The 20330-nt window shown below is 56.9% G+C and carries 23 protein-coding genes; 6 read left to right on the top strand and 17 right to left on the bottom strand.

What is annotated here, in order from left to right:
- Nucleotides 1-4 precede the first annotated feature (4 nt).
- The 10 genes from ispE to hda form a co-directional block, all read right to left on the bottom strand.
- On the bottom strand, nucleotides 5-853 hold the full coding sequence (ispE, locus tag BM261_RS05170; RefSeq protein ID WP_074895872.1) for a 4-(cytidine 5'-diphospho)-2-C-methyl-D-erythritol kinase: 849 nt from the start codon (nucleotides 851-853) through the stop codon (nucleotides 5-7).
- Between the two features lie 2 nt (nucleotides 854-855).
- Complete coding sequence (locus tag BM261_RS05165) at nucleotides 856-1440, bottom strand: outer membrane lipoprotein LolB (RefSeq protein ID WP_074895870.1); 585 nt, start codon at nucleotides 1438-1440, stop codon at nucleotides 856-858.
- An 85-nt stretch (nucleotides 1441-1525) separates the two neighbouring features.
- On the bottom strand, nucleotides 1526-2551 hold the full coding sequence (locus tag BM261_RS05160) for a hypothetical protein (RefSeq protein WP_074895868.1): 1026 nt from the start codon (nucleotides 2549-2551) through the stop codon (nucleotides 1526-1528).
- 87 nt (nucleotides 2552-2638) lie between these two features.
- On the bottom strand, nucleotides 2639-3004 hold the full coding sequence (locus tag BM261_RS05155) for a VOC family protein (RefSeq protein WP_049248043.1): 366 nt from the start codon (nucleotides 3002-3004) through the stop codon (nucleotides 2639-2641).
- Between the two features lie 82 nt (nucleotides 3005-3086).
- Nucleotides 3087-3581, bottom strand: a complete 495-nt coding sequence (locus BM261_RS05150) for a hypothetical protein (protein ID WP_049248044.1) — start codon at nucleotides 3579-3581, stop codon at nucleotides 3087-3089.
- Nucleotides 3582-3727: 146 nt separating this feature from the next.
- Complete coding sequence (trmB, locus tag BM261_RS05145; RefSeq protein WP_074895865.1) at nucleotides 3728-4435, bottom strand: tRNA (guanosine(46)-N7)-methyltransferase TrmB; 708 nt, start codon at nucleotides 4433-4435, stop codon at nucleotides 3728-3730.
- Nucleotides 4436-4504: 69 nt separating this feature from the next.
- Nucleotides 4505-4888 (bottom strand): aspartate 1-decarboxylase, encoded by a 384-nt coding sequence (gene panD, locus BM261_RS05140; protein ID WP_074896232.1) that lies wholly within the window; start codon nucleotides 4886-4888, stop codon nucleotides 4505-4507.
- Between the two features lie 293 nt (nucleotides 4889-5181).
- Nucleotides 5182-5505 (bottom strand): divalent-cation tolerance protein CutA, encoded by a 324-nt coding sequence (gene cutA, locus BM261_RS05135; RefSeq protein ID WP_074895862.1) that lies wholly within the window; start codon nucleotides 5503-5505, stop codon nucleotides 5182-5184.
- A 14-nt stretch (nucleotides 5506-5519) separates the two neighbouring features.
- Nucleotides 5520-6188, bottom strand: a complete 669-nt coding sequence (locus BM261_RS05130) for a histidinol-phosphatase (protein ID WP_074895859.1) — start codon at nucleotides 6186-6188, stop codon at nucleotides 5520-5522.
- Nucleotides 6185-6853, bottom strand: coding sequence for a DnaA regulatory inactivator Hda (hda, locus tag BM261_RS05125; protein ID WP_074895856.1), 669 nt, complete (start codon nucleotides 6851-6853; stop codon nucleotides 6185-6187). The genes BM261_RS05130 and hda overlap by 4 nt, the downstream gene beginning before the upstream one ends.
- A gap of 173 nt (nucleotides 6854-7026) precedes the next feature.
- Here hda and BM261_RS05120 point away from each other — a divergent pair, with 173 nt between their 5' ends.
- Nucleotides 7027-7674, top strand: coding sequence for a DedA family protein (locus BM261_RS05120; protein WP_049248061.1), 648 nt, complete (start codon nucleotides 7027-7029; stop codon nucleotides 7672-7674).
- Between the two features lie 122 nt (nucleotides 7675-7796).
- On the opposite strand, the gene BM261_RS05115 is transcribed toward BM261_RS05120, so the two are convergent.
- Together BM261_RS05115 and BM261_RS05110 are read right to left on the bottom strand one after the other, a co-directional pair.
- Nucleotides 7797-8006, bottom strand: a complete 210-nt coding sequence (locus BM261_RS05115; protein WP_003775097.1) for a heavy-metal-associated domain-containing protein — start codon at nucleotides 8004-8006, stop codon at nucleotides 7797-7799.
- A 271-nt stretch (nucleotides 8007-8277) separates the two neighbouring features.
- A complete protein-coding gene (locus tag BM261_RS05110; protein ID WP_074895853.1) occupies nucleotides 8278-9000 on the bottom strand; it encodes an SDR family NAD(P)-dependent oxidoreductase in 723 nt (240 codons plus the stop codon).
- A gap of 62 nt (nucleotides 9001-9062) precedes the next feature.
- On the opposite strand from BM261_RS05110, the gene coaBC reads away from it, so the two are divergent.
- Nucleotides 9063-10250: a bifunctional phosphopantothenoylcysteine decarboxylase/phosphopantothenate--cysteine ligase CoaBC gene (gene coaBC / locus BM261_RS05105; protein WP_074895850.1), complete on the top strand. Its 1188-nt coding sequence runs from the start codon at nucleotides 9063-9065 to the stop codon at nucleotides 10248-10250.
- An 89-nt stretch (nucleotides 10251-10339) separates the two neighbouring features.
- Here coaBC and BM261_RS05100 read toward each other — a convergent pair whose 3' ends face one another.
- Both BM261_RS05100 and BM261_RS05095 read right to left on the bottom strand, forming a co-directional pair.
- A complete protein-coding gene (locus BM261_RS05100) occupies nucleotides 10340-11698 on the bottom strand; it encodes a CAP domain-containing protein (RefSeq protein WP_074895847.1) in 1359 nt (452 codons plus the stop codon).
- Between the two features lie 196 nt (nucleotides 11699-11894).
- Nucleotides 11895-13187, bottom strand: a complete 1293-nt coding sequence (locus BM261_RS05095) for a D-alanyl-D-alanine carboxypeptidase family protein (RefSeq protein WP_074895844.1) — start codon at nucleotides 13185-13187, stop codon at nucleotides 11895-11897.
- Between the two features lie 200 nt (nucleotides 13188-13387).
- Between BM261_RS05095 and ilvA the strand changes: the two genes are divergently transcribed.
- From ilvA to BM261_RS05075, 4 genes are all read left to right on the top strand, one after another.
- On the top strand, nucleotides 13388-14911 hold the full coding sequence (ilvA, locus tag BM261_RS05090; protein WP_074896229.1) for a threonine ammonia-lyase, biosynthetic: 1524 nt from the start codon (nucleotides 13388-13390) through the stop codon (nucleotides 14909-14911).
- 141 nt (nucleotides 14912-15052) lie between these two features.
- A complete protein-coding gene (locus BM261_RS05085) occupies nucleotides 15053-16012 on the top strand; it encodes a DnaJ C-terminal domain-containing protein (protein ID WP_074895841.1) in 960 nt (319 codons plus the stop codon).
- 15 nt (nucleotides 16013-16027) lie between these two features.
- A complete protein-coding gene (locus tag BM261_RS05080; protein WP_049248054.1) occupies nucleotides 16028-16318 on the top strand; it encodes a chaperone modulator CbpM in 291 nt (96 codons plus the stop codon).
- A 198-nt stretch (nucleotides 16319-16516) separates the two neighbouring features.
- Entirely contained in the window at nucleotides 16517-17749 is a 1233-nt protein-coding gene (locus tag BM261_RS05075; RefSeq protein ID WP_083426655.1) for a paraquat-inducible protein A, read from the top strand.
- 352 nt (nucleotides 17750-18101) lie between these two features.
- Here BM261_RS05075 and BM261_RS05070 read toward each other — a convergent pair whose 3' ends face one another.
- The 3 genes from BM261_RS05070 to BM261_RS05060 form a co-directional block, all read right to left on the bottom strand.
- Nucleotides 18102-18662, bottom strand: coding sequence for a ubiquinone biosynthesis accessory factor UbiJ (locus BM261_RS05070; RefSeq protein ID WP_074895837.1), 561 nt, complete (start codon nucleotides 18660-18662; stop codon nucleotides 18102-18104).
- Between the two features lie 156 nt (nucleotides 18663-18818).
- On the bottom strand, nucleotides 18819-19652 hold the full coding sequence (locus BM261_RS05065; protein ID WP_074895835.1) for a Rossmann-fold NAD(P)-binding domain-containing protein: 834 nt from the start codon (nucleotides 19650-19652) through the stop codon (nucleotides 18819-18821).
- A gap of 3 nt (nucleotides 19653-19655) precedes the next feature.
- Nucleotides 19656-20330: an SMI1/KNR4 family protein gene (locus BM261_RS05060; protein ID WP_074895832.1), complete on the bottom strand. Its 675-nt coding sequence runs from the start codon at nucleotides 20328-20330 to the stop codon at nucleotides 19656-19658.

The raw sequence follows: 20330 nt of genomic DNA, 5'->3' as shown, positions 1-20330 counted from the left end.
CTCTTTATATCAAACCATACAAAGGATGCTGCTGCAACCCTTGAACCAAACGGCTTTGATATTTGCTTGAAACCTTACTGTATACAATCTGAGCATCTTTATAGATATGGAAAGTTAAAAATAGACAAGCTCCAGAGCCTGTCATCATTACCTGACCAAACTGCTGCAAATCTTTATAAATTTGCATTATCTCAGGGTATACCTGCAAAACCACAGCCTGCATATCATTTCTGAACGGCTGCAAATTTGCGAAAGTCGGTATTATGCAGGCCACCGAATCCCTTGTCAAGTCTTTGTGCGAAAAAATTGCGGCAGTAGAAACATGCACAGGCGGTTTAACCACAATATACCATTGCTGCGGCACATTTATTTCCGTCAATTTCTCTCCTATCCCTTTGGCAAAAGCATTTTTGCCAAACAGGAAAAAAGGAACATCGGCACCTAATCCGACTCCGATATTAATCAACTGTTGCCGGGTCAGGCCGCATTGCCACCAACGGTTGAGGACCAATAATACTGTAGCCGCATCGGAACTGCCGCCACCCAACCCGCCGCCGCTGGGAATCTGCTTGTCCAAACGTATGTCCATACCCTGTTCCGTTTTCCGATACGGCAACAAGGCTTCGGCTGCACGGTAGGCAAGGTCTTTCTCCTGCGGCAGACCATCTGTGGGGTTTTGCAACACAATCAGGCCGTCCGAACGCGGAGTAAGGTAAACGGTGTCTTGCCAGTCAATCAGGCAGAATATGCTTTCCAAATTATGGTAACCGTCAGCACGTCGGCCTGTAATGCGTAAATCAAGATTCAGCTTGGCGGGGGCAGGAAATGCTTGTGTGTATTCCGAAATCGGCATGATTATCCCCTGGCGGCGCATTGTGTAGGCGCGTCCGCACCGTTTTCAGACGGCATCACGCTGTCAAACACCAATCTCAACGACAATTGTTCATTGCGCAAAGCCAATACTCTGACGCTGCCGTCTTCCTGTGTTTGGCGGCTGATATTCCATCCGGCCTGCTGCAAATCGCCTTCCGCCGTCAAATTGTGCGGCAAGTCCGCAGCCCACTGCCCCCGCATCCATACGTCGAGGTATTCCAGCGGCAGTGCGAAGCCGAGCAACTTCTGACTCAGCTGGCGAACGTCCGGCGCGGTAAACCGTTCTCCTTTGGCATTGACGGCCAACACGCCCTGCGAATCGCGGCAAATCTGCCCCAAGGTATTGCCCAGCGGGGTATTGACATTGATGGTCTGCACACCGTTCTGCCTGTTCCAATCGAAATTGGCATATGAACCTTTGCCCTCGTGCTGTACGGCCAAGCGTCCGTCGGCGGAAAAATCGGCACCTTCATCTTGCGGCCGCCAGTTCGTCTGCCTGACCGGCGTACTGAGGCAGCCTGCCAGCAGCAATGCGGCGGCGCAAGGAAAAAGTAATTTCGTCTTCATTAACTTACTCCTACAAAAAGGCCGTCTGAAAAACCGTCCTCCCAACAGTCCGGCTTTCTATTTTCAGACGGCCCGAACGGACAGCTTATACGCCTTCCGGTTCGGCTGAATACAGCGTGGAATCAAAATGCTTCCGCCGATATTCTTTTACGGCTTTTTCTGCCTGGTCGTAATTCAATGTTTGAGTCAATACAACTAATTTGGCAGTATCGCCGTCAGGCCTCTGCTTGACAATCTTTTGTCTGGCGGCCTGATAATCGCGGCCATACGTTCCATTTTCACCATTTTCCCCGTCATCGGCGGCGGACAAGAGGCGCGTACCGTCATCGCTGTAAGTCGGCGTATTATCCAATCCAAACAACAATATATTCTGATAAAACAGATACTCGTCAAAAGCTTTGCGGCTCAACCTGCTACCCGGATGGCGTTGCAGGAAATCTTCCCACTCCAGTACCCGTTCGGCCAATTCCTGCCATGAAATAGAAAGGGCGGCATCGTTTGTAGCCAGCTCCTTATCCTGTCGCGCTTCAATTTCGAGAAAGCGGCGGGTATCCGGGCTGACGGCGGGGCCGAACAATTTCAAATAATAATCCGCCTTCGGCCGCACGATAGCCGTACATTCGCCGACATCCCAATATTCCAATCCGACGGCAGACATTTTCCGCTGCAATGTCTTGAGTGCCTCCGTTTCCTCTAATTTGCCCGCCTTTTCGACCCAATATTGTTCGCTGCAGAAGTTGTCTAAAACCGTGGTTTCCCGATCATTGATTTTAACCAGCAGACCGCTTTCAGACGGCCTGTTTTCATTGTAGGTAGTCAGCAGCGCGACATATTCGTCGTACAAATTATCGGCCTGCTTCGGCGTGGCGGAGGCCAACTCCCGTTTGATGCGTTCGGTATGCCATTCAAACTGTTTCAGCAAATCTGCGGGCATCGGATCTTCTTCGGCCTGTATGGTCTCGGCTGATGCCGCTGAGGCCATGGACGCGGCGGCAGGCGCGGGCTCGGAAACGGCGGAGGCGGCAACGGATGCGGCCGGCGGCGGGGTATCGTCCTGCCTGCCGCAAGCGGCAAACAGTAAAGGCAGGCATATCAATAATAGTCTTTGCATGGCTTATATCGGTTTTGCAGAAAATATTGATTGAAGCATAACAAGGCCGTCTGAAAACGGCAGACGCTTTCAGACGGCCTGTCCGTATCAGCGGCTGTGCAGGCCGATGCGGTTGCCTTCGCTGTCTTCAACAAAGGCGGCATAGCCGTTGGCAATCGGGAATTTGTCCTGCAACAGGCGGCCGCCGGCCGCCACGGCGGAACGGGCGGTTTCCGCACAATCGGTACAATTGAAAAATACGGTGGTGCCGCCATAACCCGGCACGGCACCGCCGTCGCTCCACAACATGCCGCTGACCCCGTATTTCGCCCAGTCGGCACCGAAAATCATAAAGCGCATCCCGCCCCCGCCTACTTCCTGAAGCGTTTCGCCGAATACGGTTTCATAGAATTTTTTCGCGCGGTCCAAATCGGCGGCGTGAATGCCGAACCAGCTTACCGGATTGCCTGTCATATCGTACTCCTTTGCAAGTTGTGAAAAGGCCGTCTGAAAATACGGCGTGCGGTACAACGGTATTTTCAGACGGCCTCAAAGTTTATTTGTTCAGTTTTTTAGTGGCGGCACTGTCCACTTTGCAATCTTTGAACAGGATGGTTTGGTCGCCTTTTGGCAATCCGCCGTCCAATTTGCTGGCCTGCATCAGGATTTTACCGTTGGCTTTGGTCAATGTGTCGGGCGAGGCTTTGTCGGTAATCCAAGTCAGGCCTTCGCCGTAATAGCTGTTCTGTTTTTTGCCGTTGGTGTCGTTCATTACGCGCCACAAACCGGGGGTAACCTGATCGCCGACTTTAATCTGCACGACGGCGGTTTCGCCATCTTTGATGCCGTACATGGCGTTCACGTTGCGTTTGCCCTGCTGGCTGTCGCACACATAAGCCACTTCTACCCTTTTGTCCAAACTGCCGACTTCGGCCTGCATCAGAATCGGGGTATTGTCGGGTATTGAGGCGGCGGCTTTTTTGCCGTCGGCGGCATGGGAGAGGGTGGCGGCCAGCAGCAAGGCTGCGGCGGAAATCAATTTGGTTTGCATAACATATCTCCTATTGGTGGATTGTTGATGGATGACAAACGAAGCGCGTATTGTAAAGTATGTTGTGTCAGTAAAATACCGTTTTGTGTAAAGACGGGTGTATTTTCAGACGGCCTTTTGCCATTTGAACGGCAAACCGCCGTTTGTCAGCGTTTGACGAATACCAAATCCCATACGCCGTGCCCCAAGCGTTTGCCGCGCGCTTCGAATTTGGTTTCGGGGCGGTAAGCGGGCGTAGGGGCGTAGGTTTCGGCGGTATTTTGTAATTCTCCGGGGAAACCGTTTAAGACTTCGAGCATCTGCTGCGCGTATTCTTCCCAGTCGGTCGCCAAATGTATGTAGCCGCCGCTTTTGAGTTTGGGCAGCAGTTTGGCCACGAAGGGGGCTTGTATCAGGCGGCGTTTGTTGTGGCGTTTTTTGTGCCAAGGGTCGGGGAAGAAGATGTGTATGCCGTCCAGACTGCCGTCGGCCAGCATATTTTCGACGACTTCCACCGCGTCGTGGCGCATCACGCGTATGTTGGCGATGTGTTGTTCGTCTATCAGTTTGAGCAGGTTGCCGACGCCCGGCCCGTGTACGTCAATTGCGAGAAAGTCGTCATCGGGCAGGCGGCGGGCGATTTCGGCGGTGGCCGTCCCCATGCCGAAGCCGATTTCGAGTATTTTTGGATTACTGCGGCCGAAGGCTTGGTTCAGGTCGGCAGGCGTTTCCTGATAATCCAGGCCGAATTGCGGCCACAGGGTGTCGATGGCGCGCTGCTGGGCGGCGGTCATGTGGCTTTGGCGCAGGACGTAGCTGCGGATGCTGCGGTGGTGCCGCGTGTCTTGGTTTGCTTCGGTGATTTGGTCGGTCATGGTCGGCTTCCGTTGCAAGGCCGTCTGAAAGGGATGTTTTCGGTTTTCAGACGGCCTGCGGCGTTTGGTTTAAAGGACGGTGTGCGGCGGTTCGTAACGGATGATGTCGCGGATTTTGTTGTGCTCGTCCACCAGTACGACTTTGGGTTGGTGGGCGGAGATTTCGGGTTCGGACAGCATGACGTAGGACATGATGATGACGATGTCGCCCTTCTGCACCAGCCGTGCCGCCGCGCCGTTCAGGCAGACCGTGCCGCTGCCGCGTTCGCCGGCGATGGTGTAGGTTTCCAGCCGCGCGCCGTTGTTGTTGTTTACGATGGCGACTTTTTCATTGACGCAGATGCCTGCGGCATCCATCAGGTCGGGGTCTATGGTGATGCTGCCGACGTAGTTCAGGTCGGCTTCGGTTACGGTGGCGCGGTGGATTTTGCCGCCGAGCAGGGTTCGGAACATGTGTTTTCCTTTGATGTTGCGAGTCATGTTTTCAGACGGCCTTTTAGGGAAAGGAGGCCGTCTGAAAAGGCAAAAGGCAGGCATTTTCGATGAAATGTTTCGGCCAAGTCAAATTTTACGGCCGGATATTCCGTGCCGGCTGCCAATCCGACAACAGCTTTTCCGCCCGTTTCAAACGTTGCCCGTATCGCTCCGCCATACAGGATTCGTATACATTCCCTCTGCAATCTTTGCCTTCGGCATGCGGCGACGCACAAACGGCACGGCAAAACGGACGGATTGGATATTCACCGTCAGGTTCCCAATTGCGCCTCCATCCAGCGCAAATAGGCGCGCAAACCGCGCTGTATCGGCTGCATGACGATCTGCGGGCAGTCGTAACTGTTGTGGGCCAGAATGATTTTTTCCACCGCCGAATAATGGCGGCGCGCGCTTTTGATGACGACGCGGACTTCCGCGCTGCGGCAGAGTTCGCCCTGCCAGACATATTCGCTGACGATGTCTTCGTATTGCACGCAGGCGGCCAGTTTGCGCTCCAACAGGGCGCGGCCTATCCGTTCGGCTTCTTCGCGGCCTGCGGCAGTTGTGATGATAACGACGGGCTTGAATGCGGGCATTTTCAGACGGCCTCTTATTTGAAATTCAACACCGGCCAGCCCTTTTCCAAGGCTTCGCGCAGCAGTTCGGCATCGGGATTGACCGCCACCGGCTCGTCCACCGCGCGCAAAAGCGGCAAATCGTTTTTCGAATCGCTGTAAAAATACACCTTGCCGTAGTCGCCCAAATCCTTGCCGCGTGCAGCCAGCCATTGGTGCAGGCGTGTGATTTTTCCTTCCTTCAGGCTGGGGATGCCGGTGTAATTGCCGGTGTAGTTGCCGTCCGCGTCCGTTTCGAGCTGGGTGCCGATAACATTATCGATGCCGAAAATCTTGCAGATGGGCGTGATGATGAACTCATTGGTGGACGAAATAACCAGCAGTTCGTCCCCCGCCGCGCGGTGGCCTTCCACCAGCATCCTGGCCATATCCGAGATATGCGGCGCGATAAATTCGGCGGTAAACTCGCGGTGCATTCCGTCCAACTCTTCGCGGCTGAAACGCGCCAACGGTGCGAGGTGGAATTTCAAAAAGGCATCGATGTCCAAACAGCCGGCCTGATAGTCGCGGTAGAACTTCTCGTTCTGCCGTTCCGTCTCTTCGGCATCAACCAAACCCTTCTTAATCAAATACTGCGGCCAGGCATGGTCGGAATCCGTGTTAATCAGCGTATTGTCTAAATCGAAAACGGCTAAATTGGTCATGGTGTGTCCTGTTGTTTCAAAAGCTGGCGCAAAAGCGGCAGGGTGATGCGGCGGCGGGTGGTGGCGGCATAATGGCAGAGGGTGTCGAGCATCTGCACCAGGCTGTCCATATCCCGCCGCCAATACGTCAGCAGGTAACGAAAAATTTCCGGCTCCAAAGCCAACTGGCGCGCACCGGCCATGCCGACAAGCGCGTCTATCTTTTCTTCGTCGCTCAAAGGTTTGATGTCGTATACCAGACAATAACCCATCCGGGTGCGCAAATCTTCGCGCACGGTAAGCTGTTGCGGCGGCACGTCGGCGGAAAGCAGCAGCCTGCCCCGCGCGCCGTTGCGGAAACGGTTGAAGATTTCAAACAGCAACGCCTGTTCGTCGGCTTGGAGCCTATCCGCGCCGTCCACCGCCAGATATTCGGCGGACAAGGCGGTTTCATCCAGCGGCGCGGTTTCGGCATCGATATAAACGGCATCGTACCCCTGCTCCCGCGCCTGGGCGACCCATGCCTTGAGCAGGTGGCTTTTGCCCGACCCGCGCTGCCCCCAAACATAGACAAACTGATCCTGCGCCTGTTGCAGCACATAAATCAGTTCGCGGTTGGCGGTGCCGAGGAATTTGTCGAAGCCCGGATAATCGCTGCGTGCGAAGTCAAAAATCAGTTGGTTCACGGCATTTTGCTGCCCGAAGGGAAAACGGTGCGATTGTATCGGTTTTCAGCCTGCGGGCAAACCGTGCCGCCGTTGCCGCTGCGGCAAACCGCCTGTTTTCAGACGGCCTGTCATTTCCGCCGCCGCTCGGTTACAATCCGCGCTCTTTTGGCCGCACTCAAGGAAAACGCACCGTGCTTCAAACCGTTATCGACTTCATCCTCCACATCGACCGCCATCTGGCCGAATTGTCCCTGCAATACGGCGTGTGGATTTACGTCATCCTGTTTCTGATTGTATTCTGCGAAACCGGCCTGGTGGTTACGCCCTTCCTGCCGGGCGATTCGCTGCTCTTTGCCGCCGGCGGCATTGCGGCCGTGGGCGGTATGAACATTCATTTGATGGCCGCGCTGCTGATTGCGGCGGCCGTCCTCGGCGACGCGGCCAACTTCACCATAGGGAAATACTTCGGCGCGCGGCTGTTTTCCAATCCCGATTCGAAAATCTTCCGCCAAAGCCATTTGGCCAAAACCCATGCCTTCTACGAAAAATACGGCGGCAAAACCATCATCATCGCCCGCTTCGTGCCCGTCGTCCGCACCTTCGCGCCGTTTGTCGCCGGCATGGCCGACATGCACTACGGTCGCTTTATCCGCTACAACATCATCGGTGCGGTGGCCTGGGTCGTCCTCTTCGCCTATGCGGGCTATTTCTTCGCCAACACCAAAATCGTCAAAGAAAACCTCAGCCTCGTGCTGGCGGCGATTATCGTATTGTCCGTCCTGCCCGCCGTGGTCGAAATCGTCCGCGCGAAACGGGCGGCCAAAAAACAAAACGGCTGATGCCTTTCAGACGGCCTTTCCGTTTACGGCGGACAATTAAAGCCAAGAGGCCGTCTGAAAACCCTGCCTGCGAATAAAACGGGTTTTCAGACGGCCTCTTTCCGGGCAGGCGGGCTACGGCATCACAATGCGGCGTCGAAGCCGCCGTCTTCCACCGCCTCAATCAGCGCGGCCGCACCCGTTTTGGCGGGGTCGAACTCAATCAGCGCGCTTTTTCCTTCCAGGCTGACTTCGGCCTTCGCCACGCCTTCCACGCCTTCCAAAATGCGGGTAACGCTTTTGACGCAGCCGCCGCAAGTCATCCCCTCGATATTGAGCGTAAGAGTTTCCATAAAATTTCCTTTTCCAACAAAAAATACGGTTATTGAAACACGCACCGTCCGGCGGATACGCGCCGAACCGGGCTTCAAACGGGCGGCTTTATCATCATGGGAACAAACCGCCGCACGGAGCAAGGCAGGCCGCCACTATACCCCTTTATCGGCAATGACGGTCAAGACGATTGAAACAGGCCGTCTGAAAACAGGTGTCGGCGCAACCGGGCAAACAGGAAAAATCCGCCAGACAAACCAAATCGGACAAACCAGTTCCCCGACCCGCAGCCTAAACATCACGCACATCGGCCAACGGTTTGCTACCGAAGTCTTCCGCCTCGATCATGGCGGCAATTTTGGCGGCGGTATCGGCGGCGGATTGCAGCTTCGCACCGTCTTTCAGCGCGCGGAAACGCGGCTGCAACGGAAAGTCCCGACAGTCGGCGTTGCGGATTTCCCTCTGCATTTCGGTATCGACCACGCCCGGGGCGATGCAGGCAATCGAAAAGGCCGGATGCCCTTCCACCGCCGCACACAAGGCATGGCGGTCCAACGCCGCCTTGCCCGCGCCGTACACGCTCCAACCGGCATACTCCCGGCGTCCGGCACCGCTGCCGATATGGACGATTTTCAAATGTACGCCGTCCGGCCGCGCCGACAACAGATAATCCGACAACAGCAGCGGCGCGGTAACGTTCAGCGCGACGGCACGGACGATTTCAGACGGCCCCTGCCGTCCGAGCAGCGCATTGGGCGCGGTCGTCCCCGCATTGTTGATCAACAGCAATTCGTCCGCATCGCGGATAAAGTCCGCCAAGAGGCCGTCTGAAAGCTTTTGCGCCAGCAAACCGGCATCGGACAAATCCAATTCGGCCTGAAACAGGTTTTCAGACGGCCTCAAATCCGCCCTGCCCCGCGCCAAACCGAACACCGCCCAACCGGCGCGCAGATAATGTTCCGCCAACGCATAACCCAAACCGCGGCTGTGCCCGCTGATAACGGCCTTACGCATAAACCGCCTCCCAAATTACGATACAATGCACGCCATTTTACGCGCAAACGGAAAACCGATTTATGAAAAAACACATTTTGCTCGGCATCAGCGGCGGCATCGCGGCCTACAAATCCTGCGAACTGGTGCGCCTGCTGAAAAAACAGGGGCACGAAGTCAGCGTGGCCATGAGCCGTGCGGCGGCGGAATTCGTCACCCCGCTGACCTTTCAGGCACTCAGCGGCCGCCCCGTTTTGAGCGAAACCCATCAGGCCGGGGATGGCAACGGCATGGCGCACATCAACCTCACCCGCGAGGCCGACGTTTTCCTGATTGCGCCAGCCTCGGCCAACACGCTGGCGAAAATCGCCAACGGCATCGCCGACAACCTCTTGACCAACCTCGCTGCCGCACGCAAATGCCCGCTCGCCATCGCACCCGCCATGAATGTCGAAATGTGGCGCAATCCCGCCAACCAACGCAACATCGCGCAACTGCTTTCAGACGGCATCACCGTCTTCCCGCCTGCAGACGGCGAGCAGGCCTGCGGCGAAACGGGTACCGGCCGGATGCCCGAAGCGGCGGAACTGGCCGACCTGCTGCCCGATTTGTGGACGGAAAAAAGCCTGTCCGGCAAGCGCGTGTTGATCACACTGGGCGCGACCTTCGAAGCCATCGACCCCGTGCGCGGCATCACCAACCTGTCCAGCGGGCAGATGGGTGCGGCTTTGGCGCGCGCCTGCCGCGCGGCCGGGGCGGACGTGTCGCTGGTTTGCGGACAGGTGCAAACCGCCCTGCCCGCCGGCATGGGCGAAACCGTCCGCGTTTTGGGTGCGGAGGAAATGTACGGCGCGGTCATGCGGCGCGTGCGGGATTGCGACGTATTCATCTCGGTTGCCGCCGTCGCCGACTACAAAGTATCGAACGCCTCCGGGCAAAAATTGAAAAAAGACGGCAGCGGCCGTCCGCCCGTCATCGAACTGGCGGAAAACCCTGACATCCTCGCATCCGTGGCCGCCCTGCCGGATGCGCCGTTCTGCGTCGGCTTTGCCGCCGAAAGCGAACGGGTGTTGGAATACGCCCGCGCCAAACGCATCAGGAAAAATATTCCGCTGATTGCCGCCAACGACGTTTCGGTCGCCATGGGCAAAGCGTCGAACCAAATCACCCTTATCGACGACGCGGGCGAAACCGCCCTGCCCCTCTGCGGCAAAGACGAAACCGCCGCCGCCATCGTCCGCCGCATTGCCGAACTGCTGCCCGCCCGCTGATGCGGTGCCGTTTATCCTGCACCCTCCGCAAAAAGGCCGTCTGAAACATATCTTTCAGACGGCCTCGATGTTGCATACCCCGTTGTTGGCTATTGAATCAGCAGGGCTGATTCCGGGATTGATTTACCCTCCGGGGCAAGCCGCACGCCGCTGCCCCGGCTGCCTTTCACGCTGACCACCACGCCGTCGGGCAGGCTCTCGTGAATCACCAATTCGGCATCGCCGTATGAGCTGTAACTCACATTATCGCAATCACCTTTGCACAGCGAAAGCGGCCAGCGCAGGTAATGGGGTTTGCCTGACTGAACGGCCATGTTTTCGCCGCCCTGCAGGTTGAAGTAGTCGAAATCCGGCTTGCGGGTGCGAAAAGCCCATTCGACTTTTTTTTCTCTGGCCAAGCCGTCTTCTTTGCTGATTGCGGCATAACGGAATACGGCGCGGTATTCGGTGTCGTAGGCCAGCGGGTCGAGCGGGAAGAGCGCGAACTGGTAGGGGGTAAACAGTTTGTTGGGATCGGTTTCGGCATCCAAAATCCGCGTGTTGCCGACTTTTTCCTTTCCTTTGAATAATTCGAACGACAGCATTTCGATTTCGTCCCCCCCTTCTTCATTAAAGGCGATGCTGACCGGGTTGCCGCTGAATTTGCGGTCGGGCAGCGGATTGGGGGTTTCGTTGGCAAACATCGTAGCCACCCGTTTTCCCACCGGGTAGGCAACGTAGTCGGGAGCGGCAATGTCTACTTCATCGGCATAGATAATGCCGCCGTTCTGACAGGCGGAAGAATAAAACGAGCGGTATTCCTCAACATCCTCCTCCGAATGCTTCGTCTGGCCGCACCGTTTGTTGGCGCGGCTGTTGCCTTGGTTGACCACAAAGGCGTGGTTGCCGTTTCTGACGGTGTAGCCGATGCCCGCCTCATCGCTGTTGGCATCCAATAGGGAGAAACGGTGGTAGATGGCCGTCATCAGGCCGTCGAGATGGAGATGCTGTTGCAAGGTCTTGCCGACAGGTTCGCTGTTGGAAACAGTGCTGACGTTTTCCTGCGCGCCCAAATACTGATAGCCCGTTTTTTTCACGCGGTCGCCCAGTTCTTTGCCGCTGAAAAAACGGCTTTCCGGATGGTTTTCATCGTGCATGTCTTCGGGAAAATCGGTCAGATAGTCTGCATGGGCGGCGGCGGAACGGGTCAGTTCGGGCGAACGGGCAAACGCGCCCAATCCGGCCTCGCCGCGCAAATGATTAAGATAGGCCAGCGCATCCATCCCGCCGGTTTCGCCGTCGGTTTGCCCCGTTTTCGGATAAATCAAGTTTTCAGGCGGCCTGGGGCGCACCATGAAACCGAACATTAGCAGCAGGATCACCAGTAATCCGGCCCACACCAATAAAGGACGAAGCCAGCCTTTATTCCCCGTGCCGCCCGGCGGGGCGGAATGACGATTATGGTTCATGGTTTATTCTAAAAGGTAAAGGCCGATCGCCAAAGTGGTAATAGTCAGCAAAAACAGCAGGATAACGGAAATAATGAATCGTTTCATCGGATTCGCCCCATACGGCGGGTTTCAGACGGCCTGTCTACGCAGAAGGAAGCGGCGGCCGACCCGCGAATTTTGCAGGAAGGCCGCCGCCGACACGGCACGGCCGTGCTTATTCGTCGGCAAACATGTTTTTGAACCACAGCTTGATGCTGTCCCACAGGCGGCCGAAAAAGCCCGCCTCGTCCACGGCCGTCAGCGCGACGACTTTGCGTTCGGCCAGCACTTGGCCGTTGTAGGTGATTTTCAGTTTGCCCAGCACCTGGCCTTTTTCAATCGGTGCCAAAACGGGCTGCACGGTTTCCAAAACCGGTTTGACTTTGTTGCCCTCGCCGTGTGGGATGGTGAGATAGACGGGTTCGAGGAAACCTATATTTACGTTGTCTTCCTGCCCTTTGTACACTTTTACGGAAGAAACCGGGGTGTTGGCATCGTATGCCTTGGGCGTATCAAAGGCCTGCAAGGCCCAATTCAGCAGTTTGCTGCTCTCGCCCGCACGCGCCTCAATGCTTTCCGTTCCCACCACCACGGAAACCACGCGGCGGCCGTTGCGCTTGCTCGAAGCAATCAGGTTGTAGCCGGCAGTGTTGGTGTGGCCGGTTTTCAGGCCGTCCACATTCGGGTCGCGGTAGAGCAACAGGTTGCGGTTGGGCTGCTCGATGTTGTTATATTTGAACGACTGCATCGAGTAAATCGGATAATACTTCGGATAATCCTTGATAATCGCCGCCGACAAGATGGCCAGGTCGCGCACGGTGGTCGTGTGGCCGTCGGACGGCAGGCCGGTGGCATTGATAAAATGGGTTTTACTCATGCCCAAGCGTTTCGCTTCGGCGTTCATCATGTCGGCAAAGCCCGCCTCGCTGCCGCCCAACGCTTCGGCCAGCGTGACGGCGGCATCGTTGCCCGACTGCACGATCAGGCCTTTGAGCAAATCGCCCACGGATACCGGTTTGCCCGCATTGAGGAACATGCGCGAACCTTCGGCACGCCAGGCGGTTTCGGACGGCGTCAGCATGGTTTCGGCTTTCAGACGGCCTTCCTCCAAGGCTTTAAAAGCCAGATAAGCGGTCATCAATTTGGTCAGTGATGCCGGTTCGATTTGCTTGTCGAGGTTTTTGCCGGTCAGAATCTGGCCGCTTTGCAAATCCTGCACCAAATAAGCGGCGGCGGCGATTTCCGGCGCGGTCGAAGCCTGCGGGACCGGCTCGGGCGGCAAAACGTCCGGTTCGGAAGCGGCATTCTCGCCCGGCACGGCCGAAGCGGCAGCCGTCGCCGCAGCGGCAGTTGCTGCCGCGACGGGAGGTTTGTATCTGTGCTTGTATTTATGTTTGCTACGGGCGGCATCGGCCGTCTGAAAGGAAAGGACGACGGCCAATGCCGCCACAGTCAGATATTTTTTCATAGGACAACGAATTATGGGGAAAGTAATGGGGTTTTCAGGCCGGAGGCCGTCTGAAAAATTTCCGCCGCCGCACTAAACATTTGCGGCATATTGGCGAAAAAAGCCGCATTATACCGATAGCCCCCGCCTTTGCTAACTTTTTCTTGCGTTCGCACCAACCTGCGGGTATGGTTTTACCTTTCGTAAAAAAATTTAACATCATGGACACCCGCCCTTACGCAGACTACCTCACCCGCATCCTCACCTCCTCCGTTTACGACGTCGCCGTCGAAACCCCGCTCAAACCCGCCCGCAATCTTTCACGCCGTCTGAAAAACAACATCCTGCTCAAACGGGAAGACCTGCAGCCCGTTTTCTCCTTCAAAATACGCGGCGCATACAACAAAATGGCGGCTTTAAGCCCGACCGAACTCGAACGCGGCGTGATTACCGCCAGCGCGGGCAACCACGCGCAAGGCGTGGCCCTTTCGGCACAAACGCTGGGCTGCCGCGCCACCATCGTCATGCCCGAAACCACCCCGCAAATCAAAGTAGACGCCGTTAAGGCGCGCGGCGGCGAAGTCGTATTAAGAGGCACATCCTACAACGATGCCTATGACCACGCCGTCCGACTGGTGGCCGAAAGCGGCCTGACCTACATCCCGCCCTTCGACGACCCCGACGTCATCGCTGGACAAGGCACCATCGGCATGGAAATCATCCGCCAGCATCCGAAGCCGATTGATGCCATTTTCGTCCCCGTCGGCGGCGGCGGGCTGGCGGCGGGCATTGCGGCCTTTATCAAAAACGTGCGCCCCGAAATCAAAGTCATCGGCGTGGAAACATTCGATGCCTGCGCCATGAAGCGTTCGATTGAAGCGGGCGAACGTTTAGAACTGAAAGACGTCGGCCTGTTTGCCGACGGCACGGCGGTCAAACTGGTGGGCGAAACCACCTTCGCCATCTGCCGCGACCTTTTGGACGACATCATCCTGGTAGACACCGACGACATCTGCGGCGCGCTGAAAGACATCTTCGACGACACCCGCAGCATCACCGAACCTTCCGGCGCATTGGCTTTGGCCGGTCTGAAAGCCTATGTCGCCCGCGAAAACTGCGAAGGCCAAACCCTGATTGCCATCAACAGCGGTGCCAACATGAACTTCCACCGCCTGCGCCACGTTTCCGAGCGCAGCGAACTGGGCGAAGGCAACGAAGGCATTTTCGCCGTTTCCATCCCCGAACGCCCCGGCAGCTTCCTCAAATTCATCAACACCTTGGGCAACCGCAGCATCACGGAATTCAACTACCGCTACGGCGACGACGACACCGCCCACATCTTTGCCGGCATCCAAACCACAGGCTCGGCCGACCGTGCCGCCATCGCGGCCGAACTCACCGCCGCAGGCCTGCCCAACACCGACCTGACCGAAGACGAAATCGCCAAAATCCACATCCGCTATATGGTCGGCGGCCGCAGCCACAAAGTGAAAAACGAACGCCTGATTACGTTTGAATTTCCCGAACGCCCCGGCGCGCTGCGCCACTTCCTCAACCACATGCAGAGCAGCTGGAACATCACCCTCTTCCACTACCGCAACCACGGTGCGGACTACGGCCGCATCCTGGTCGGCATCGACGTTCCCGCCGAGGATGAAGCCGCCTTCGCCGCCTTCCTCGACAGCGTGGGCTACGTCTGCGAAGACCACACCGGCAACCCGGCCTACCGCCTGTTTTTAGGCTGACCGGCGCATCCCCGCCGAAGGCCGTCTGAAAAACCAGAGGCCACCGTCCAAGACCCTGCCGGAAGCCTTGAAATACGCACGGACGACTCAAGTTAGAGCACCATCGGATTTAGATTTTTATAACCATGAGAAACTGAATTTATGACAGAAAAAAATTATTACGAAATACTGGGTGTCGCCAAAGATGCGGACGAGGACGCCATTAAAAAAGCCTACCGCAAACTGGTGCGCAAATACCATCCCGATGTGAGCAAAGAGCCGGATGCCGTTGAACGTACGGCGGAAATCAACCGTGCTTACGAGACGCTTTCCGACAAGGAAAAACGTGCTGAGTATGATGAAATGTTGGCAAACCCTTATGGCCGCAATGCAGGGGGCAATCCGTTCGGACAAGGCGGTAACCCGTTCGGCAACGGTTTTGACGGCGGAGGCTTCCGTTATGAGTACCGGGAAGGAGAGCCATTCGGCGCGGGTGACTTTAATTTTGAAGACTTGTTTTCATCGTTCCGCCACGCCCGCTCCCGTCCCGAGCAGCCGCGTGGTCCCGTCAAGGGAGAGGATCAACACGCCGAATTGAGCATTGATATTTATGCAGCCTATACCGGTGCGGAGCGCAGTCTGACTTTGAATGTGCCGACTTTGGACGAGTACGGCCGTATGGCTTACCAAAGCAAAACCCTCAACGTCAAAATTCCCAAAGGCATCGCCGAAGGCCAGCAAATCCGCTTGGCAGGGCAGGGGTTGCCGGGCAGCAACGGCGGAGCGAACGGTGATTTGTACTTGAAAATCAAGTTCCACGACCGGCCGGACTTGTACGTCAAAAACAAAAAAGACGTATATCAGACGATAGACGTCAAACCGTGGGAGGCGGTATTGGGCGGCAAAATCATCGTTCCTACCGCATCCGGCCGCTTACAGGTCAATCTGCCCGCCAACACTCAGAGCGGCAAAACCATCCGCCTTAAAGGCAAGGGCATTCCGGCGAAAGAGGCGGGAGACCTATACTTGAATATCCGCATCAATGTCCCTGTTGCAGAAAGTGAAGCCGACCGTGCCGCATGGGAGAAACTGGCAGAGCATTTCGCTGCGAAACACGCATGAAAGAAAGGATAAACCATGACGCAATCCACCGACATCACATTGACTTTTGAAGAAATCATTGCTGTCAGCCATTGCCGCCGCGATTGGCTGTTGGAACTCATCGAGGAAGACATCATCAGCATAGGCGGCAAGCCCGAACAAACTACGTTCAGCGGTTTCCACCTTGCACGCATCCGCCGCGCACAGCGTCTGAGCCGTGATTTTGAGGCCGGCATCCCTGCGTTGGGCCTGATTATGCGGCTTTTGGATGAAGTGGAAGAGCTGAGGAAAGCACAGCGGCCGTCGGTTTTATTGCAGGACGAATAAAAAATGAATTTGCAGGCCGTCTGAAACACCTTGTTTTCAGACGGCCTTTTCCCGTTCCGCACGCCGGTTTCCGCCCGGGCGGCAAAATCCGTATAATCCGCCTTTTCCGTTTTTTCCTTATCCGTCATGCCCCTGTTCCGCCAGACAACCGCGCCGCAACATCTTTTCAGACAGCATCGGCCGAAATTGCGCCGCCTGATGCTGCCCGCGCACAGCCTGAACTGTCCCGAATGCGGCCTGCTGATTGAGATTCCGATGCTTGGGCAGGGGCGTCAGGCCGACTGCCCCCGCTGCCATCACGAACTGGTGCGGGTGGAAAACCGCCCTTTTACCACCCCGCTCGCATTGGCTCTGGGCACGCTCATCCTGCTGCTGTGCGTGTACAGCGGCATGTTCATGACCGTCAGCACCATAGGCGTTTATGAACGGCTGACGCTGCCGTTTATGCTGGAAGTATTGATTTTGCAGGACTTCGGTTTTTTGGCCGAAGTCATGTTCGTCTTTACTTTCGGCCTGCCGCTGCTGTTTTTGCTGTTGTGCCTCTACGTTTACGGCGCGCTGGCGGTACAAAGTCCCCTGCCCGGCCTGTTGATGGCCACGCGGACGATGGTCCGGCTACGAAGCTGGGTGATGGCCGACGTTTTCCTGATTTCAACCCTGGTCGCCTACATCAAACTGGGCGACGTGGTGCAGGTGGATTTCGGCAGCTCATTCTGGCTGATGTTCCCGATGGTGCTGCTGCTGTTGCGGACCACGCTGTCCGTCCCCGAACACTGGGTGTATTACCAAATCCACCGCCTGCACGGCCACACCACGATTTATGCCGACAACACAGGCAAAATCTGTTGCAGCCGCTGCCGCTACTTCAGGCCGTCTGAAGAAATCCTCTGCCAAGTGTGCGGCACCCACCTTTTCACCCGCAGGCCGAACAGCGAGAAACTGTCGTGGGCCTTCCTGCTGGCGGCGGCGGTGCTCTACCTCCCCGCCAACATGCTGCCGATTATGATTTCCTCCAACCCGACGGTTACCGAAATCAGTACCATCATGGGCGGCATCATCTTCATGTGGGACAGCGGCGACCGTGCGATTGCGGCGATTATTTTCAGCGCGAGCATCATGATTCCGGTCTTAAAAATTTTCGCCATGGCCTTTTTGCTGCTGTGCAGCCGCTACGGCGTGCCGTTCGACATCCGCAAAGTTTCCCTGCTGTACCGGATTACGGAAAAAATCGGCCGCTGGTCGATGATTGATATTTTCGTCATCATCATCCTGATGAGCACGTTCCACACCAACATCGCCCGCGTTACCCCCGGCCCCGCCTCGCTGTATTTCTGCCTCGTGGTGCTGCTGACCATGCTGTCGGCGCACTATTTCGACCCGCGCCTGCTGTGGGACAAATACGGTTCGGAACAGGAAAACGGACATACGTAAAGCAAATGCCGCCTCAACGGCAAAGGCCGTCTGAAAGCCGTCCCATGCAGGAAGCCATACTTTCAGACGGCCTTTTAACTGCGGCCTTTTGCCTGCAATCAACATGGAAAACGCCGAATCGTCTCATTCCCGCCCGGGCGTGAAGGACGGTATGGAAAGTCCTTTTTTCGACTCACCATAGGCCGGGCATCGCGGCACTGATGTATTCCTTCTAATCAAAAATCGCATGACCGCCCCCCTCTTCCACTCTTGCAAACGATAGCCGAAAAAATACAAAAGGCCGTCTGAAAACCAAGTTCCAACCAAGCGGAACAGGCTTTCAGACGGCCTTTTTATCGGATGATATTCGGATTTACCAATCGCGCTCAAACTTATCCAAGCGCGCATGCAGGCGGGCGATGTCGTCGCGCAGGCGTTCGACCTCTTCCGCCCACTGCTCGAATTCTTCGCGCGAAACCACGGGCGATTCGGGTTCCCGGGAAAAATCCGCGCCCTGCTCCAACAGGCTGCGGCCGATTGATTTCAGCGTGCCGGCGATTTTCCGCCCGCGCCCGCCTATGCGTTCCGCCGCCTCTTCGCCGAACAGGCGGCTCAAATCGCGGTCGGCCCGATAGCGCAGGCCGCCGATGACGGTCAGCAGCCTGAAGCCCAAGGTCATGTCGCCTTCGATTTCAAAATCGCCCACGCCGGGCTGCTGCCCGTTCAGCATTTTCCGCAATACGCTGTCGCGGAACACCAGCACGGCATCGGCGGCGTGCGGGCTGTGTTCGAGCAGGCCTTCGCTGTTGAAGCGGCCGTGCAGGGTGAAACCGGCAGCGCGGATGGTGAGGACGATGCCGTTGTAGCCCGCCAGCACGGCCTGCGTTTCGGGGTTTTGACGGATGATGTGGTTGAATATGGAAAGTGTCGGCATATCGTTTTCTGTCTTTCGAGGCCGTCTGAACGGTTGGGCTCCGTTAGGGCTTTGCTTTCAGACGGCCTCATTGTTTGTGCGGTGTCGCGTTGCGTGTCTCTGTCTGTCCGGCGTTTTTTTCAGGCGGCCTCAAACCGCCCGCGCCGGCCGTATGTTTTATCCCGCCGTATCGGCAAGCTGCAATATAGCAGAAAAATCGCCGTATCGGGTTTGCACTGTCCTGCCCCGTCCGCCGCCCTCGGCAAATTGCGGCACGGGCAGGCCGAGTTTGGCGGCCTCGGCGGCGTAGAAACTCCGGCGGGACGGGTGCGGGGTTTCCACCAGATTCCTCAGGCGGTGTCCGTCGGGCGTACAGGCCGTCTGAAACAGGGCGGAAACAGCGCGGTCGCGGTGCAGCATATTGACCGCTTCCCTGCCTTTCAGACGGCCTGCGTTTTTGGCAACGGTCGCCAGCGGATGCCGTTCGGCATCGTAGAGGCCGCCCAGCCGCAAAATATCGGTGGCGGCCACGCTGCTTGCCCGCACCGCCTGCTCTGCCGCCAGCAGCCGCACGGCTTTTTCATCTCCGTCATCGGGCGGGCTGTCTTCGTCGCACACCCGCTCCCGCCGCCCGTAAACGCCTATGCTGCCGGTAAAAATCAGATGTTCCGCGCCATACCGTTCCGCCGCCGCAACCCATGCCGCAATCAGTGCGGGATAGTCGGCGAAGGCCGAAGGCGGCAGCAGGCAAATCCAAGTCGGAATGCCCTGCCAGCAGGCGAAGAGGCCGTCTGAAAGCGGGGTTTGGTTTAAATCGGCGGTGTGCAGCCCGATGGGCAGGTTGATGTCGTCGGACGTGAGCCGCCTTTTCAGTGCGGAGACGCGGCAGCCGTGCTGATAGAGCCGTTCGGCCAGCGGGCGGCCGAGGTAACCGAAGCCGAGTATGGCGCAGGCGGCGGGCGGGGACGGGGCGGTTTCCGCTTGGAAGCCGCAGGCGGGATTTTCCACCATGCTTTACCTCACCACCTTGTTCGACCATTCGACAAACGAATCGCCCTTGCTTTCCTGCTCCCCCATCTGTACGGGGGTAACAATCTCCGTGCCCAATTCGGGGATGGTGGTGCGGAAGGTGTTTTCCACCCATGTGCGGAAAAGCAGGTTGGGTTTGACAAAAAGTCCGTCTTCATCGTGGTTCGGCGGCAGCGGCAGTTCGGAATCCCAGCAGATTTCGTCGTAGCCGATGGCCAGCAGGCGCAGGAAATCCAAGCCGTTTTGCGCCAGCGTGCACAGCATGGCGGAGCCCGAACCGGAGCCGAGGTGGACGATTCGCGTTTCGCCTTCGTCGTCCAGCCACAGCGCGCCCATCGAACCTTCCGCGCCCGTTTGGCTGAATATGCACAGACGGCTGCTTATTTCTTCATTCTTATTGCCGTAGTAGCGGGTAACGGTCTCGTCCTGTTCCTCTCTGCTGTCGACGTAGAACGAGATGATGGTGCCGCCTTCACGTTCGGTATCGGTCCAACTGTCCCGTAACGCCTGCTGCGGGTACAAATAGCCGTAGCGGATGCCTTCGCGGTCTTCGTAAAACCCGTTGTCTTCAATCCATTGGTAAAGCCGGCGCAACTCTTCGGGAACCTTCATGCCTTCGCAAAGCACGTTTTCCAGTTGCCGCAATAAGATATTTTCCAT

The sequence above is a fragment of the Neisseria elongata subsp. elongata genome, assembly GCF_900113545.1.
Taxonomy (GTDB): Bacteria; Pseudomonadota; Gammaproteobacteria; order Burkholderiales; family Neisseriaceae; genus Neisseria; species Neisseria elongata.
The sequence above is the reverse complement of the archived record's forward strand: the minus strand, read 5'-3'. Positions and strand labels throughout refer to the sequence as shown.